The sequence below is a fragment of the Janibacter zhangyanbonis genome (assembly GCF_050507325.1).
Classification (GTDB): Bacteria; Actinomycetota; Actinomycetes; order Actinomycetales; family Dermatophilaceae; genus Janibacter.
Genome location: NZ_CP191481.1, coordinates 2,667,444 through 2,682,814 on the forward strand (window position 1 = coordinate 2,667,444; position 15,371 = coordinate 2,682,814).

The 15,371-nt window shown below is 73.0% G+C and carries 13 protein-coding genes; 5 read left to right on the forward strand and 8 right to left on the reverse strand.

Annotated elements, in window-relative coordinates; all coding sequences use genetic code 11:
• Positions 1–9 precede the first annotated feature (9 nt).
• A complete protein-coding gene (gene mfd / locus ACQBJO_RS13065; protein WP_421008649.1) occupies positions 10–3,645 on the reverse strand; it encodes a transcription-repair coupling factor in 3,636 nt (1,211 codons plus the stop codon).
• 139 nt (positions 3,646–3,784) lie between these two features.
• Between mfd and ACQBJO_RS13070 the strand changes: the two genes are divergently transcribed.
• The 3 genes from ACQBJO_RS13070 to ACQBJO_RS13080 all read left to right on the forward strand — a co-directional run bounded on the left by ACQBJO_RS13070 (position 3,785) and on the right by ACQBJO_RS13080 (position 6,878).
• On the forward strand, positions 3,785–5,752 hold the full coding sequence (locus tag ACQBJO_RS13070) for a TPM domain-containing protein (RefSeq protein ID WP_421008650.1): 1,968 nt from the start codon (positions 3,785–3,787) through the stop codon (positions 5,750–5,752).
• A gap of 90 nt (positions 5,753–5,842) precedes the next feature.
• Positions 5,843–6,559, forward strand: coding sequence for a PspA/IM30 family protein (locus tag ACQBJO_RS13075; RefSeq protein ID WP_421008651.1), 717 nt, complete (start codon positions 5,843–5,845; stop codon positions 6,557–6,559).
• Between the two features lie 130 nt (positions 6,560–6,689).
• Positions 6,690–6,878 carry a hypothetical protein gene (locus ACQBJO_RS13080; protein WP_421008652.1) on the forward strand — a complete coding sequence of 63 codons (189 nt, stop codon included), beginning with the start codon at positions 6,690–6,692 and terminating at the stop codon, positions 6,876–6,878.
• 10 nt (positions 6,879–6,888) lie between these two features.
• On the opposite strand, the gene pth is transcribed toward ACQBJO_RS13080, so the two are convergent.
• Positions 6,889–7,479 (reverse strand): aminoacyl-tRNA hydrolase, encoded by a 591-nt coding sequence (pth, locus tag ACQBJO_RS13085; protein WP_421008653.1) that lies wholly within the window; start codon positions 7,477–7,479, stop codon positions 6,889–6,891.
• A 140-nt stretch (positions 7,480–7,619) separates the two neighbouring features.
• Between pth and ACQBJO_RS13090 the strand changes: the two genes are divergently transcribed.
• Positions 7,620–8,024 (forward strand): hypothetical protein, encoded by a 405-nt coding sequence (locus tag ACQBJO_RS13090; RefSeq protein WP_421008654.1) that lies wholly within the window; start codon positions 7,620–7,622, stop codon positions 8,022–8,024.
• 83 nt (positions 8,025–8,107) lie between these two features.
• On the opposite strand, the gene ACQBJO_RS13095 is transcribed toward ACQBJO_RS13090, so the two are convergent.
• Both ACQBJO_RS13095 and ACQBJO_RS13100 read right to left on the reverse strand, forming a co-directional pair.
• On the reverse strand, positions 8,108–8,788 hold the full coding sequence (locus ACQBJO_RS13095) for a 50S ribosomal protein L25/general stress protein Ctc (RefSeq protein WP_421008655.1): 681 nt from the start codon (positions 8,786–8,788) through the stop codon (positions 8,108–8,110).
• Positions 8,789–8,973: 185 nt separating this feature from the next.
• A complete protein-coding gene (locus ACQBJO_RS13100; protein ID WP_421008656.1) occupies positions 8,974–10,005 on the reverse strand; it encodes an EamA family transporter in 1,032 nt (343 codons plus the stop codon).
• A gap of 73 nt (positions 10,006–10,078) precedes the next feature.
• On the opposite strand from ACQBJO_RS13100, the gene ACQBJO_RS13105 reads away from it, so the two are divergent.
• Complete coding sequence (locus tag ACQBJO_RS13105; RefSeq protein WP_421008657.1) at positions 10,079–10,633, forward strand: CGNR zinc finger domain-containing protein; 555 nt, start codon at positions 10,079–10,081, stop codon at positions 10,631–10,633.
• Positions 10,634–10,686: 53 nt separating this feature from the next.
• Here ACQBJO_RS13105 and ACQBJO_RS13110 read toward each other — a convergent pair whose 3' ends face one another.
• From ACQBJO_RS13110 to ACQBJO_RS13125, 4 genes are all read right to left on the reverse strand, one after another.
• Entirely contained in the window at positions 10,687–11,658 is a 972-nt protein-coding gene (locus ACQBJO_RS13110; RefSeq protein ID WP_255184225.1) for a ribose-phosphate diphosphokinase, read from the reverse strand.
• Positions 11,655–13,088 carry a bifunctional UDP-N-acetylglucosamine diphosphorylase/glucosamine-1-phosphate N-acetyltransferase GlmU gene (gene glmU, locus ACQBJO_RS13115; RefSeq protein WP_430407183.1) on the reverse strand — a complete coding sequence of 478 codons (1,434 nt, stop codon included), beginning with the start codon at positions 13,086–13,088 and terminating at the stop codon, positions 11,655–11,657. Before glmU ends, ACQBJO_RS13110 begins: the two co-directional genes overlap by 4 nt.
• A gap of 312 nt (positions 13,089–13,400) precedes the next feature.
• Complete coding sequence (gene ptsP / locus ACQBJO_RS13120) at positions 13,401–15,086, reverse strand: phosphoenolpyruvate--protein phosphotransferase (RefSeq protein ID WP_421008659.1); 1,686 nt, start codon at positions 15,084–15,086, stop codon at positions 13,401–13,403.
• A gap of 5 nt (positions 15,087–15,091) precedes the next feature.
• Entirely contained in the window at positions 15,092–15,364 is a 273-nt protein-coding gene (locus tag ACQBJO_RS13125) for an HPr family phosphocarrier protein (protein ID WP_421008660.1), read from the reverse strand.
• Between the last annotated feature and the right edge of the window lie 7 nt (positions 15,365–15,371).

Here is a 15,371-nt window from a genome sequence, read left to right on the forward strand (position 1 = left end):
GTCCGGTCCTCAGCGCGAGCGCGAGGTGTCTCGGGGCGCCGTCGCCCCTGGGTCCACGATGACATCATCGAGCATGACCTGACGGACCAGGTCGCTGGCCCAGGTGAGCACGTCCGTGTCGCGAAGGGGGGTGCCCCCGATCCGCGCGGTCGTCGGCTTGGGGACGAGCACCGTCTGCGTGCCCTCCTTGTAGCTCGACCGCGGGTAGAGGCGGCCCAGGCGCAGCTGCTGGCTCTCGCGCAGCTGGACCGGCGCGAAGCGCACGTTGTTGCCCACGGCGACGACGTCGGTGAGGCCGGCGGAGCGCACGATGATCCGCAGGCGGGCGACCTCGACGAGGTTGCGCACCGGCTGCGGCAGCTCGCCGTAGCGGTCGACGAGCTCGCTGATGATGTCGCCGATCTCCTCCTCGGTCGTCGCGGCCGCGAGCTTGCGGTAGGCCTCGAGGCGCAGCCGCTCGCCGGGCACGTAGTCGTGCGGCAGGTGCGCGTCGACGGGCAGCTCGATCTTGACCTCGGCGGGCGCGGTCTCCCCTTCGCCCTTGAAGTCGGCGACGGCCTCGCCGACCATCCGCACGTAGAGGTCGAAGCCGACGCCGGCGATGTGACCGGACTGCTCGCCGCCGAGCAGGTTGCCGGCGCCGCGGATCTCGAGGTCCTTCATCGCCACCTGCATGCCGGCGCCGAGGTCGGTGTTGCTCGCGATCGTCTGCAGCCGGTCGTGGGCGGTCTCGGTCAGGGGCTTGTCCGGCGGGTAGAGGAAATAGGCGTAGGCCCGCTCCCGACCTCGCCCGACGCGACCACGCAGCTGGTGCAGCTGGCTCAGGCCGAAGCGATCGGCCCGGTCGAGGATCAGCGTGTTGGCGTTGGAGATGTCCAGGCCGGTCTCGACGATCGTCGTGCACACGAGGACGTCGAAGCGCCGCTCCCAGAAGTCGAGGACGACCTGCTCGAGACGGTGCTCGCCCATCTTGCCGTGGGCGGTCTCGACCCGGGCGTCGGGGACGAGCTCACGGATGCGGGAGGCGGCCTTCTCGATCGTCCCGACGTTGTTGTGGACGTAGAAGACCTGCCCCTCGCGCATGAGCTCGCGGTGGATGGCGGCGGCCACCTGCTTCTCCTCGTGGGCACCGACGAAGGTCAGGACCGGGTGCCGCTCCTCCGGCGGGGTCGCGAGCGTCGACATCTCGCGGATGCCGGTGACCGCCATCTCGAGGGTGCGCGGGATGGGCGTGGCCGACATGGCGAGCACGTCGACATTGGTCCGCATCGCCTTGAGCTGCTCCTTGTGCTCGACACCGAAGCGCTGCTCCTCGTCGATGATCACGAGCCCGAGGTCCTTGAACTTCACCTCGGTGCCCAGAAGCCGGTGGGTGCCGATGACCAGGTCGACCGCGCCGGAGACCATGCCCTCCATGACCTCCTTGGCCTGGGCATCGGTCTGGAAGCGGCTGAGCGCCTTGACCGTCACGGGGAAGCCGGCGTAGCGCTCGGAGAAGGTGTTGAGGTGCTGCTGGACGAGCAGGGTCGTCGGCACGAGCACGGCGACCTGCTTGCCGTCCTGGATCGCCTTGAAGGCCGCGCGGACCGCGATCTCGGTCTTGCCGTAGCCGACGTCGCCGCAGATGAGGCGGTCCATCGGGACCGTCTTCTCCATGTCGGCCTTGACCTCGTCGATGGTGCTCAGCTGGTCGGGCGTCTCGATGTGGGCGAAGGCGTCCTCGAGCTCGCGCTGCCACGGGGTGTCGGGGCCGAAAGCATGACCGGGGGTGGCCATGCGGGCGCTGTAGAGGCGGATGAGCTCGCCGGCGATCTGCTTGACGTGCCGCTTGGCGCGCGACTTCGTCTTCTGCCAGTCGCTACCGCCCATCTTGTTCAGGGGCGGCGCGTCGCCGCCGACGTAGCGGGTCACCTGGTCGAGCTGGTCGGTCGGCACGAAGAGCCGGTCACCCGGGTGCCCCCGCCGCGAGGGGGCGTACTCGATGACGAGGTACTCGCGCGTCGCGCCCTGGACGGTGCGCTGGATCATCTCGACGAAGGAGCCGACGCCGTGCTGCTCGTGGACGACGTGGTCGCCGGGCCGCAGCTGGAGGGGGTCGACCTGCTTGCGTCGCCGCGACGGCATCCGCCGCATGTCGCGGGTGGATGCGCCGGCGCCGCTCGTGCCGAGCAGGTCGGCCTCGGTGAGCACCGCCAGACGCGCGTCGGGCGCGACGAATCCGGTGCCCAGGCTCGCCCGGGTCAGCGCGACGACGCCGTCGGTCAGCTCGATCTGCTCGTCGGGTCCGGCGGTCTGCGTGGCCACCCCGGCCGTGCCGAGCACCTCGGCGACGCGGGCGACGAGGCCGGGACCGTCGGTCGCGACGAGCACGCGCCAGCCGTCGCGGGTCCAGTCGGTGATCTGGGTGACGGCCGCCTCGGTGTTGCCCCGGAAGTGTGGCGGCTCCTCCGCCGGCGCGCGCAGCCCGACGTGGTCGTGGTCGACCCGGTCGTCCATGGCCGCGAGCTCTTCGTCCACGGCGAAGGGGGTGACCGTCCACCACGGCAGGCCGAGGTCGAGCGCGTGCTCGCGGGCCTCGGCGAGGGTCCAGTGGGAGGCGGTGCCGAGGACACCCTCGAGGTCGATCGGGACGGCATTGCCGGCCGCGGCATTGGCCCAGCTGGCCTGGAGGAACTCCTCGCTCGTCGAGACGAGGTCGTGCGCGCGGGCGCGCACCCGCTCGGGGTCGAGCAGCACGACGCCCGAGCCGTCGGGCAGGACGTCGAGGATCGACTCCATGCCGTCGACGAGGGCCGGGCCCAGCGACTCCATGCCCTCGACGGCGATGCCCTCGGCGACCTTGAGCAGCATGTCGGCGACGCCCGGCAGCTCCTCGGCGAGGGTCGCGGCGCGGCGCCGGACGGCATCGGTGAGCAGGATCTCGCGGCAGGGCGGGGCCCACAGCTCGGGTGCCGGCTCGAGGCTGCGCTGGTCGGCGACCTTGAACCAGCGGATCTCGTCGACGGTGTCGCCGAAGAGCTCGACGCGGACCGGGTGCTCCTCGGTCGGCGGGAAGACGTCGAGGATGCCGCCGCGGACGGCGAACTCGCCGCGCCGCTCGACGAGGTCGGTGCGCACGTAGGCCGCGGCCGCCAGCGCGGCGGTGACCTCCTCGAGCGGGGCCTCGTCACCGACGCGCAGGCGCACGGGCTCGAGGTCGGCCAGGCCCTTGGCGATCGGCTGGAGGACGGCGCGCACCGAGGCGACGACGAAGGCGGGCCGGGCGTGCCCCTCCCCCGTCGGGTCGGGGTGGCGCAGCCGACGCAGGACCGCGAGGCGGCGGCCGACGGTGTCGCTGCGTGGGCTGAGTCGCTCGTGCGGCAGCGTCTCCCAGCTGGGGAAGGTCGCGACCTGCTCGTCCCCGACGAGCTCGCCGAGGGCCGTGGCGATGTCGTCGGCCTCGCGCGCGGTCGACGTGACGACGAGCCGGGGTGCGGCGTCGGGGGCGTCGGGGGCGTCGCCGCCGGCGAGCGCGACGACCGGGGCCCGCAGGCCGGTCGGGGCGACGATGTCGACGACGTCGCTGCTCTCGCGGTGTCGAGGGATGTCCGCGAGCCCGGGCAGGCCGGCGATCGCGCGAAGGAGGGGGGCGAGTGAGGAAGTCATGCTGGGCTCGATTCTGCCGCATGCCACCGACGGTCCACAGCCGCGAGGTGAGGGGCCTCCCCTTCGTCCGTCCGGTGTGGCAACGTACGACCCACAGCCGCCGGTCGGCGGCCCGACACGACACGGACCAGGGGGCCACGTGGCGCGGACCCGCAGCACACTCCACCCGGCACGGCTGCTCGCGGCGGTGCTCGCAGCCATCGGCCTGGTGCTGCTCGGTGGCGGGAGCGCTCTGGCCGATGCCCCCTTCGACGTGCCGGAGCAGATCACCGACCGTGCCGGCGTCCTCGGCGACACCGGCGCCCTGCAGGACGACCTCGACGCGCTCCAGCGCGACCACGACCTGCAGCTCTTCGTCGTCTACGTCGACTCCTTCGACGGGACCGACCCCGAGCAGTGGACCCAGCAGACCTACGAGACCTCGGGCATGGGGAGCAACGACGTGCTCCTCGCCGTCGCCGTCGAGGACCGGCGCTACGGCATGTGGACGACCGAGGACTCCGGGCTGGGCCCCGACGACATCTCCCGCGTGCAGAGCGAGGACGTCGAGCCCGCGCTCGCCGACGACGACTGGGCCGGCGCGGTCACCGCGGCGGCCGAGGGCCTGGGCTCCGGTGGCGGCGGGCTGTCGTCGAGCACGTGGATCTACCTCGTCCTCGGGCTGATCGTCGTCGGCGGCATCGCCCTGCCCCTGCTGATCAGCCGGCTGCGCGGTGGCCAGACCCGGGCGGCGGAGGGCACGCCGCAGCCGGTCATGGCCGGCGTGACGACCGACCAGATGCGGCAGGACGTGGGTCGTGCCCTCGTCGACCTCGACAACGCGATCCGCTCCTCCGGCGAGGAGCTCGCCTTCGCCCAGGCACAGTTCGGCGAGCAGGCGACCCAGCAGTTCACCCGGGCCCTGGAGTCGGCGCGGGGTCGGATCAACGAGGCCTTCCGCATCCAGCAGGAGCTCGACCTCGCCCGCGGCGCCGGGCGGCTCGGCGAGCCCGAGGAGCGGGCCCGGCTCGCCGAGATCCTCGAGCTGACCCGCGCCGCGGACGAGGAGCTCGACGCGCAGGAGGCGGAGTTCTCCCGGCTGCGCGACCTCGAGGCGACCGTCCCGCAGTTCCTCGCGTCGCTGCGCACCCGGGCCACCGAGGTCGAGGCGCGCGTGCCGGTCGCCCGGCAGGAGCTCGCCGGGCTGTCGGCGACCCACCCGCGCGAGGCGCTCGTGACCCTCACGGCCAACATCGACCAGGCGGTGCGGCTCGTCGCCTCGGCGCAGGGGTTCGTCACGACCGGCGAGGGGCACGTCGCCGCCGGCGACCGCCCCTCCGCGGTGGCCGCAGCCCGGGCGGCCGAGGACGCCCTCGGCCAGGCCGACGACCGGCTCGAGAGCGTGCTCACCGCCCGCACCGTCCTCGCCGACGCGACGGCCGCGCTCGACACCGCCCTGGCGTCGATCAGCTCCGACCTCGTGGACGCCGAGCGGCTGCGCGCCAACGACCAGATGACCGTCTCCGCCGTGGGCGAGGCCCGCCGGGCCGTCGAGCTCGGCACCCGGGCGCGCGCCGGCGGCGACGTCATCGGGGCGCTCGGCTCCCTCGAGCGCGCGGAGCACTTCCTCGACCAGGCCCTCGACCGCTACCGCAAGGACGCCGCCCGCGCCGCCGACCGGCTCGCGAAGTTCGACCGCCGGCACGAGCACGTGCGCGCCCGGGTCGCGACCGTCGAGCGCGAGATCGACCGGGCCCGTGGCTGGGTCGACTCCGGCCCGCGCACCCAGATCCGTGAGGCTGCCCGCCTCGTCGACGAGGCCCGCGCCGCCCGCGACACCGACCTCGACCTGGCCGGCGAGCGGCTCGGCGAGGCCGAGGTCCTCGCCGAGCGGGCCCTGAGCGGCATCCAGCGACCCGACGACTTCAGCGGCTTCGGCGGCATGGGCGGCATGGGCGGTCGCCGCAGCGGCATCGACGTCGGCTCGCTCGTCCTCGGCGGCATTCTCTCCGGGGGCTTCAGCGGCCGCGGCGGCGGCTGGGGCGGGTCCGGCGGTGGCTTCGGCGGGGGCTTCGGAGGCGGAGGCCTCGGCGGTGGCGGCGGATTCGGCGGGGGTGGTCGCTTCTGACCGGCGCTCCCCCCTTCGTCACCCGACCCAGCACGTGATCAGCACACCTCGCACCACGACCGGCGGGACCACCGCCAGGAGGACAGCACCATGACCCAGAAGCAGACCATCCTCGGCCGCGTCAGCCAGCTCGCCAAGGCCAACATCAACGCGCTGCTCGACCGCGCCGAGGACCCGGAGAAGATGCTCGACCAGCTCGTCCGGGACTACACCAACTCCATCGCCGAGGCCGAGGAGGCGGTCGCCCAGACGATCGCGCACGTGCGCATGGCCGAGGGCGACCTCAAGGAGGACCGCGACGCCGCCACCGAGTGGGGCAACAAGGCGGCCGCCGCGGCGAAGAAGGCCGACGAGCTCACGGCGGCGGGCGACACCGCCGGCGCGGAGAAGTTCACCAACCTCGCCCGCGTCGCGCTGCAACGCCAGATCCAGCACGAGGGCGAGGCCAAGGAGGCCGAACCGGTGATCCAGGCGCAGAACGCGCAGGTCGAGCAGCTCAAGTCCGGTCTGGTGAGCATGAAGACCAAGCTCGAGGACCTCAAGGCGCGCCGCTCGGCCCTCGTCGCCCGGGCCCGCTCCGCGGAGGCCCAGGCCCGCGTGCAGGACGCCGTCGGCTCGATCGACGTCATGGACCCGACGAGCGAGCTGGGCCGCTTCGAGGACCGCATCCGCCAGCAGGAGGCCCTCGTCCAGGGCCGCGCGGAGGCGCAGTCGGCCACCCTCGAGGACCAGTTCGCCGAGCTCGAGGACCACAGCCAGGACGCCGAGATCGAGGCGCGGCTCGCCGCGCTGCGCGGGCAGGCCTGACCATGTGGTGGCTGGTGGGCGGCTGAGTCCGGCACCCCACCCCTCACCCGATCATCGGGTGAGGGGTGCCGTAGCGGGGACGTCCTCAACAGCCCGTCAGGTTCCCGTCGCGTGGAAGGATGGGCTAACGGTGGATGCTCCGCCGGGTGAGGGGGATGTCATGTGGTGGTTTCTCGGCGGCACAGCAGGGGTCGTTGCGCTCCTCAGCTGGATCATCTCGCGCCGCGGTGGCTCGATGGAACGCATCGACATCGACGGTCACGCACGTGCTGCGGCGGAGCAGATCGGTTCCAAGAACAGCGAGGGCCAGGGCTTCTGAGGCCGCGCCCTCAGGGACGCGGCGCGTGCACGACCTGCTGCGCGTCGGTCAGTCCCTGCTCGATGAGCAGCTCGACGGCATCGGCGGCGTCGTCGACGAGGAAGGGCAGCTCCTTGCGCTCGGTCGAGGAGAAGTCCTTGAGCACGAAGTCCGCGGCATCCATGCGACCCGGCGGACGCCCGATGCCCACGCGCACCCGCAGGTAGTCCTTGGTGCCGAAGCTGCTGGAGATCGACCGGAGACCGTTGTGCCCCCCTTCGCCCCCGCCGAGCTTGAGCCGCACCTCGCCGAAAGGGATGTCGAGCTCGTCGTGCACGACGACCGTGCGCTCCGGCGGGACGGAGAAGAAGCCGGCGAGCGCCTTGGTCGGGCCGCCGGAGAGGTTCATGTAGGAGCTCGGGACCGCGATGATCGCGCGGTTGCCGGGCACCGGCCCCAGCCGGACCGACTCCGCTGCGGCGCCCGCCTTGTGCTTGCGCAGTCGCGCTCCGGCGCGTTCGGCGAGGTGCTCGATGACCATCGCGCCGACGTTGTGCCGGTTGCCGGCGTACTGCGGGCCGGGGTTGCCGAGACCGACCACGAGCCAGGTGTCATCACTCACGGGGCCCCACCCTATGCAATGACGAAGGGAGCACCCGTCACCTCGTCGTCCACAGCCGCGCCCCGCACGTCCTGCCGACCCGGCCGCCCGGTGTCAGGGTGATCGCGGGCGGTGAGGGGCACCGCCGGAAGGGGATCCACGTGACGCAGCACTCGGAGATCGACTCTGCCGAGACCACCCCAGCCGAGAGCGGCGACCGACGGGCCACCATTCGGCTCGAGCGGCGGGCGCGCACCGTCGACGCCTACGTCGCGGGCGTCGACCGGCGCCTCAGCGCCTGGGCCGGAGGGACCACCCCCGAGATCCGCTCGCACGTCTCCCGGGCCGCGCGGCTCGTCGACGAAGCCCGCTCGCGGGGGTCTGCGGACCCCGCACAGGCGACCCGGCGCCTCGACGAGGCGATGGAGCTCGCCAAGGCCGTCCAGGCGGCACTCGACGAAGCCACGCGCACGACGATGCAGCGCTACTACGCCGAGGAGCCCGACCGGTCGAAGTCCCTGGTCGAGCGGATCATCCAAGCCGTGGGCTGGTGGGATCGCCGCTAGCCCCACTCCGGCACGACGAAGGGGCGGGACCTCCGTGGTGGAGGTCCCACCCCTTCGGCGAGATGGCGCGATGCGCCGGCGGGTCACTCCTGCTCGGAGGACTCCTCGCCACCCTCGGTGGACTCGGCGTCGCCCTCGGCAGCCTCGGCGTCGGACTCGTCGTGCTCGATGCCGGCCTCGGCCTCGGCCTCGGCGAGCTCGGCCTCGAGCTCCTCGGCGGAGATCTGCTGGGTGATGTTGACGACGAGCAGCTCGGCGTCGGAGGCGAGCGTCGCCCCGGACGGCATCTCGACCTGGCCGGCGAGGATCTGCGTGCCGACCTCGAGGCCCTCGACGGAGACGACGAGCGCCTCGGGCAGGTTGGTGACGTCGGCCTCGATCTCGAGGGTCGCGTTGTCGACCGTGACGACGGTCTCGGGGGCGGCGTCACCCTCGACGTGGACGGGGACCTCGACGGTGACCTTCTCGCCGCGCTTGACGATGACGAGGTCGACGTGCTCGATGATCGGCTTGATCGGGTCGCGCTGGACGTCCTTGGCCAGGGCCAGCTGGTCGCCCTCGCCCTCGACGGCGATGGTGAGCAGGGCGTTGGGGTTCTTCAGCGCCTGGAAGGTGTCGTGGAAGGGCAGGGCCAGGTGGACCGGGGCCTCGCCGTGGCCGTAGAGGACCGCGGGGACCTTGTCGGCGCGGCGCAGCTTGCGGGCCGCACCCTTGCCGAACTCGGTGCGCTTGTCGGAGACCAGACGGATCTCATCGCTGGACATGTGTTGCTCCTAGGGTCGGGGAATGCCCGCGCTGGGAGCGGGCGTGTCTCGTGGGGCGGTGGCCTCGACGTGGGACGTGGCGCGGACGTGGATGTCGACGCGCGGGCAAGCCCACAGGACGGCACCGCGTCGATCACGGATCGCTGCGACCGTGCAGCGTCCCTCGCCGAGGCAACCCCGAGATACTAGTGGACCCGCTCCGGCTCGGCCAAGTCGGTCCCGTGACCGGCCTCCGGGCCCGACGCGATGGCCGCGTCGACGTCGTCCGCAGGCAGCGGCGCCCCCGGGCGCTCCCCTTCGCCCAGCTTGACCATGACGACGCCGGCGAGGACGGCGACGCCCCCGAGCACCTGCACCGGCGACATCGCCTGGCCGACGATGAGCCACGCGAAGACGATCGCGAAGAGCACCTCGCTCAGCCCGACGAAGGAGGCGATGGTGCCACCGAGCAGGCGGGCGGCGGCGATGCCGGAGGCGTAGGCCACCGCACCCGCGACGATCGCCAGCTCGACGACGGCGACCCACCACGGAGCCGACCAGCCGGCGAGGTCGACCGGGTCCGTCGACGCGGCCATCGGCAGCCAGCCGACGGCGGCCACCGCGAGCAGCCCGACCGCACCGACGGCCAGCCCTCCCCCGGCAAAGCTGATCGGCGGCAGCGCCTCGTCCTCGTCGGCCGCGACGAGGAAGAAGACGACGAGGCCGACCGCGGCGAGCAGGCCCCACAGGACCCCGACGACGTCGAGGCGGGCGCCGGAGGCGACGTCGAGGACGAGGACGAGGCCGAGGACCGCGGCGCCGACGCCGGCAGAGGTCAGCCGGCTCGGCCGGCGCCCGTGGCGGGCCCAGGCCCAGCCGACGATGAGGACGGGAGCGAGGTACTCGAGGAGCAGCGCGACGCCGACCGAGAGGTGGTCGACGGCCATGAAGTAGGCGAACTGGCAGCCCGCGACCGCGAAGACGCCGTAGGCCAGGAGGCGAGGGACGTTGCGCCGCAGCAGGTGCCAGTGCCCCCGCATCGCGATGACGGCGGGCACGGCCATGACGAGCGCAGCCCCGGTGATGCGGGCGGTGACGAGCGCGCCGGGGGTCCAGCCGGCCTCGAGCAGCGCCGCGCCAAAGGTCCCCGACGAGCCGAAGGTCGCCGCGGAGAAGAGGGCGACGAGCAGCCCGAGGGCGAAGGGGGACCGCGCTGCGGTCGTGGAGGGGGCTGGCACTGCTGCTCCTGGCGTCATGAGTCACGTAACCTGTTGGTGATGACGCTAGACCCGCCGATCGTCAGGAGTCAACATGGTCTTCACCCATGACACGGACGTCGCCCTGCAGACCGCGGCGGCGCTCGTCAACACCGCCGAGGGCGCCGGCGGGCAGGACGACGGCGACGCCCTGTCGACGCCCGAGCAGCTGCGCGACTTCTACGTCGGGTGGGGGTGGACCGGGCGCTTCGACGGGGACGCGGCCGAGCTCGAGCAGGCGCAGGCCCTGCGCCCCCGGCTGCGCGCCGTGTGGCAGGCCGCCGACGACCCGGTCGCCACGGTGGCGCTGGTCAACGACCTGCTGCGCACCGGCGACGCCCTCCCCCAGCTCGTCGACCACGACGACTACGGCTGGCACATCCACGCGACCCAGACCGACGCCCCCTTCGCCCGGCGGATGCAGGTGGAGGCCGCGATGGCCTTCGTCGACGTCGTCCGCGCCGGCGAGCTCTCCCGCCTGCGGGTGTGCGCCGCCGACGACTGCGACGCCGTGCTCGTCGACCTCTCGCGCAACCGGAGCAGGCGCTACTGCGACGGCGGCTGCGGCAACCGCCTGGCGGCCGCCGCCTACCGGTCCCGCCGCGCCTGAGCACGACGACGGCCCAGCGCCGCGGTGCGTGCGCTGGGCCGGTCGTCGGGCGATCAGGTGAAGAGGCTGGTGACCGACCCGTCCTCGAAGACCTCACGGATCGCGCGGGAGATGAGCGGCGCGATCGACAGCACGGTCAGCTCGTCGAAGCGCTGGTCGTCGCGCAGCGGCAGGGTGTCGGTGACGATGATCTCCTCGGCGGCGCAGGCCTGCATCCGCTCGACGGCCGGGCCGGAGAAGATCGCGTGCGTCGCGGCGATGATGACGCCGGCGGCGCCGTCCGCCATGAGCGCGTCGGCGGCCTTGGTGATCGTGCCGGCCGTGTCGATCATGTCGTCGACGAGCACGCACCAGCGGCCCTCGACCTCACCGACGACGCGGTTGGCGACCGACTCGTTGGGCCGCTCGATGTTGCGCGTCTTGTGGATGAAGGCCAGCGGCACGTCGCCGAGCTGGCGCGACCACTGCTCGGCGACCTTGATCCGGCCGGCGTCCGGGGAGACGACGGCGAGCTTGCGGTCGCCGTACTTGTCCTTGACGTAGTCGGCGAGGATCGGGCGGGCCATGAGGTGGTCGACCGGCCCGTCGAAGAAGCCCTGGATCTGGTCGGTGTGCAGGTCGACGGCGATGAGCCGGTCGGCGCCCGCGGTCTTGAAGAGGTCGGCCATGAGGCGGGCCGAGATCGGCTCGCGACCCTTGTGCTTCTTGTCCTGGCGGGCGTAGCCGTAGAAGGGCTGCACGACGGTGATCCGCTTGGCGCTGGCGCGCTTGAGCGCGTCGACCATGAGCAGCTGCTCCATGATCGCCTCGTTGATCGGCGTGCTGTGGCTCTGCAGGACGAAGGCGTCGCAGCCGCGCACCGACTCCTCGTAGCGCACGTAGATCTCGCCGTTGGCGAACTCGTAGGCGCTCGACGGCACGAGGTCGGTGCCCAGCTCGGCGGCGACCGCATCGGCCAGCTCGGGGTGTGTGCGCCCCGTGAAGACCATGAGGTTCTTCTCGGTCGTCTTGTTGATGCCGGTCACTGGGAGTCCTCGCTGGTGTCGGTGGGTGCGGTGGGGTCGGACGAAGGGGGTGCCGCCGCGGCCTGCGCAGCGGCCTCGGTGGCGGTGCCGGGGCGCTGCTTGGCGACCCACCCGTCGATGTTGCGCTGGCGGCCGCGGGCGACGGCGAGCTGGCCGGGGCCGACCTCGTCGGTCAGGGCGGAGCCGGCCGCGACGTAGGCGCCGTCGGCGACCGTCACGGGGGCGACGAGGACCGAGTCGGAGCCGACGAAGGAGTGCTTGCCGATGATGGTGCGGTGCTTGTTGACCCCGTCGTAGTTGGCGAAGATCGTGCCGGCGCCGATGTTGGCTCCCTCTCCGATGACCGCGTCACCGCAGTAGGTGAGGTGCGGGACCTTGGCGCCCTCGCCGATCGTGGCGTTCTTCGTCTCGACGAAGCCGCCGATCTTCCCCTTCGCCCCGAGCTCGGTGCCCGGACGCAGGTAGGAGTAGGGGCCGACGGTGGCGCCCGCGCCGATGACGGCGAGGTTGCCCTCGGCCCGCTTGACCTCCGCGCCGTCCCCGACCTCGCAGTCGGTGAGGGTGACCTCGGGCCCGATCGTCGCCTCGGCGCCGATGCTCGTCGCCCCGAGCAGCTGGGTGCCGGGCAGGACCCGGGTGTCCTGGCCGATGGTCACGTCGACGTCGATCCACGTCGTCGCGGGGTCGACGATCGTCACGCCGGCACGCATGTGCCGCTCGCAGGTGCGCCGGTTGAGCTCGCGACCGAGCTCGGCGAGCTGGACGCGGTCGTTGACACCCTCGGTCTGCCAGAGGTCGGACAGGACGTGGGCGGCGACGCGGCCGCCGGCGGCGCGGGCGAGCTGGAGGACGTCGGTGAGGTACTTCTCGCCCTGGGCGTTGTCGCTCGTGACATTGGCCAGCTCGCGGCGCAGGACCTGGGCGTCGAAGGCGTAGATGCCGGAGTTGATCTCGCGGATCTCGCGCTCGGCGTCGCTCGCGTCCTTGAACTCCACGATCCGCTCGACACCGCCCTCGGGGTCTCGGACGATGCGGCCGTAGGACTTGGCGTCCTCGAGGACCGAGGTGATGACGGTGACCGCGGCCTGCGCCTCGACGTGGGCGCGGGTCAGCTCGCTGATCGTCTCGGCCGAGAGCAGCGGCACGTCACCCATGGTGACGACGACGGTGCCGGTGAGGTCGGCGGGCAGGACCTCGAGGCCGCACTCGACCGCGCGGCCGGTGCCCTTGACCTCGTCCTGGTCGGCGGTGCGGCAGCTGATGCTCGAGCGGGTGGCGTAGTCCTCGATGAACTCGGCGACCCGGTCGCGCTGGTGGCGGATGACGACGACGGTCTCCGTGGCACCCGCGCCCGACGCCGCGCGCATCGCGTGCCCGAGGAGCGGGGCCCCACCGATGGGGTGGAGGACCTTGGGGAGGGTCGACTTCATCCGGGTCCCCTCGCCGGCGGCGAGGATGATGACTGCATCTGGACGGATGTCGTTCACGCGGTGTTCTCCGGGGTGTCGGGGTCGCGGCGGACCGTCTTGGCCGCGTCGCCACTGTAGCGGCCACCGCCCGCGGCCCACGACCTCACCCGTCACCGCCGCCCCACCCGCCCGCACGACCTCAAGGAAGTGCGACCTCGGGCTCTGCATTCCCCCGGGGGAATGCAGCCTCAACCCTGCAAAACCCTAGGGTTTTGCAGAGTCAACCCTGCAGGACCCTAGGGTTTTGCAGAGTTGGGCGTCAGGGGCGGGGGGTCAGAGGAGCTCGGCGAGGGCCGGGTCGGCGAGGGCGGCGACGGCTTCGCGGGCCCGCGCTGCGGTCTCGGCCCCGCGGGCGGCCTCGGCGGCCGCCCGGCAGTCAGCGAGCGTGTGGCGCGCCAGGGCCAGCCGGACCATCGGCACCCGGTTCGGGGCCATCGACAGGCTCGTCACGCCGAGTCCGACGAGGACGAGCGCCAGGAGCGGGTCACCGGCCGCCTCCCCGCACACCCCGACCGGGGTGTGCGTCTGCGCTCCCCCGTCGCACGCCGCGGCGACGAGGTCGAGCAGGGCCGGCTGCCAGGGGTCGAGCAGGTCGGCGAGCTCGCCCTGCATCCGGTCGGCGGCGAGGGCGTACTGCGACAGGTCGTTGGTCCCGATGCTCGCGAAGTCGAGGTCGGCGAGCAGGTGCCGCGAGCGCAGCGCTGCGGCCGGCACCTCGATCATCGCGCCGGCGCTGGGCAGCCCGTGCTCGCGCACCCGGGCCGCGAACCAGCGTGCCTCGTCGACGGTTGCGACCATCGGGGCCATGACCCGCAGATCGGCCCCCGTGTCGCGCGCGGCGACGGCGAGCGCCTCGAGCTGCGCGTCGAGCAGGTCTGGTCGGGCCATGGACAGCCGCAGCCCCCGTCGGCCGAGCGCGGGGTTGTCCTCCGGACCGAGGTCGGCGAAGGCGAGCGGCTTGTCCGCCCCCGCGTCGAGGGTGCGCACGACGACGCGCCGGCTGCCGAAGGGGGTGAGCACCCGTCGGTAGACCTCGGCCTGCTCGTCGACGGTCGGGGCGGTCGACGCCGACAGCACGACGAACTCGGTGCGGAAGAGGCCGACCCCCTCGACGTCCTGGGCTGCCGCCGACTCGGCGTCGGTGACGTCGCCGATGTTGGCCAGGAGCGCGACGGCGTGGCCGTCGCTCGTGCTGCCGGGTCCGCTGCTGCCGGCGAGCGCGGCGCGGCGGCGGTCCGCCCGGGCAGACATGTCGGCCACGAGGTCGTCCCCGGGGGCGATCGTCACGACACCGGAGTCGCCGTCGACCGCGACGAGCACGCCGGGGGTCAGGTCGAGGGCACCCTCGCACCGGACGACCGCGGGCAACCCCCGCTGGGCCGCGAGGATCGCGGTGTGGCTCGTGCGTCCGCCCTGGCTGGTGATGATGGCGAGGACGAGCGCGGGGTCGAGCAGTGCGGTCTCCGCGGGAGCGAGGTCCTCGGCGACGAGGACGCTCGGCTCGGTCAGCTCCGGGACCCCCGGGGCGGGCACGCCGAGGACCGCCGCCACCGCGCGCGACCCGACGTCACGCAGGTCGGTGACCCGCTCTGCGAAGTAGCCGCCGAGCGTCTCGAACTTCGTGACGAACTCCTCGACGGCCGCCTCGATCGCGGTGGCCGGGCCACTCCCTCGGTCGACGTGCGCACCGGCGGCCTTGAGCAGACTCTTGTCCCGGGCGATGAGCGCGGTGGCCGAGAGGATCTCCGCGGCGGCGGGCTCGACCCGCGCGGCGCGCGCGTCGAGCTCCGCGGCGACCGCCTCGAGCGCCTGCGCGATGCCCGCGCGGGCGGCCTCGGGGTCGGCGGCCGCCGGCTCCCGCTCGGGTGCCCGCACGGGTGGTGCGACGAGCACCACGGGTCCGTGCGCGGTGCCCGAGGAGACGCCGATGCCCTGCCGGGTGCTGACCTCGTCGGCCATCGCGATCACTCCTGGGAGTCGAGGTCGGTCTCGAGGAGGGTGACGAGCTCGTCGAGGACCGCGTCGGCGCCCTCGCCCTCGGCGCTCACCTCGACCTGCTCGCCGTGCTTGGCCCCGAGCGCCATGACGCCGAGGATGCTCGTCGCGTCGACGGGCTCGTCGCCGGGGCGGCCGATCTGCACGTCGAGCCCGGACTCGGACGCCTTCTGCACGAAGAGCGCTGCGGGTCGCGCGTGCAGGCCGACGGACGAGGCGATGGTGGTGGTGCGACTGGCCATGACGGCT

Coding starts and splice junctions, on each gene's coding strand:
- mfd (WP_421008649.1), bottom strand. CDS start 3,645: ATGACTTCCTCACTCGCCCCCCTCCTTCGCGCGATCGCCGGCCTGCCC.
- ACQBJO_RS13075 (WP_421008651.1), top strand. CDS start 5,843: ATGACCCAGAAGCAGACCATCCTCGGCCGCGTCAGCCAGCTCGCCAAG.
- ACQBJO_RS13095 (WP_421008655.1), bottom strand. CDS start 8,788: ATGTCCAGCGATGAGATCCGTCTGGTCTCCGACAAGCGCACCGAGTTC.
- ACQBJO_RS13105 (WP_421008657.1), top strand. CDS start 10,079: ATGGTCTTCACCCATGACACGGACGTCGCCCTGCAGACCGCGGCGGCG.
- glmU (WP_430407183.1), bottom strand. CDS start 13,088: ATGAAGTCGACCCTCCCCAAGGTCCTCCACCCCATCGGTGGGGCCCCG.
- ptsP (WP_421008659.1), bottom strand. CDS start 15,086: ATGGCCGACGAGGTCAGCACCCGGCAGGGCATCGGCGTCTCCTCGGGC.
- ACQBJO_RS13125 (WP_421008660.1), bottom strand. CDS start 15,364: ATGGCCAGTCGCACCACCACCATCGCCTCGTCCGTCGGCCTGCACGCG.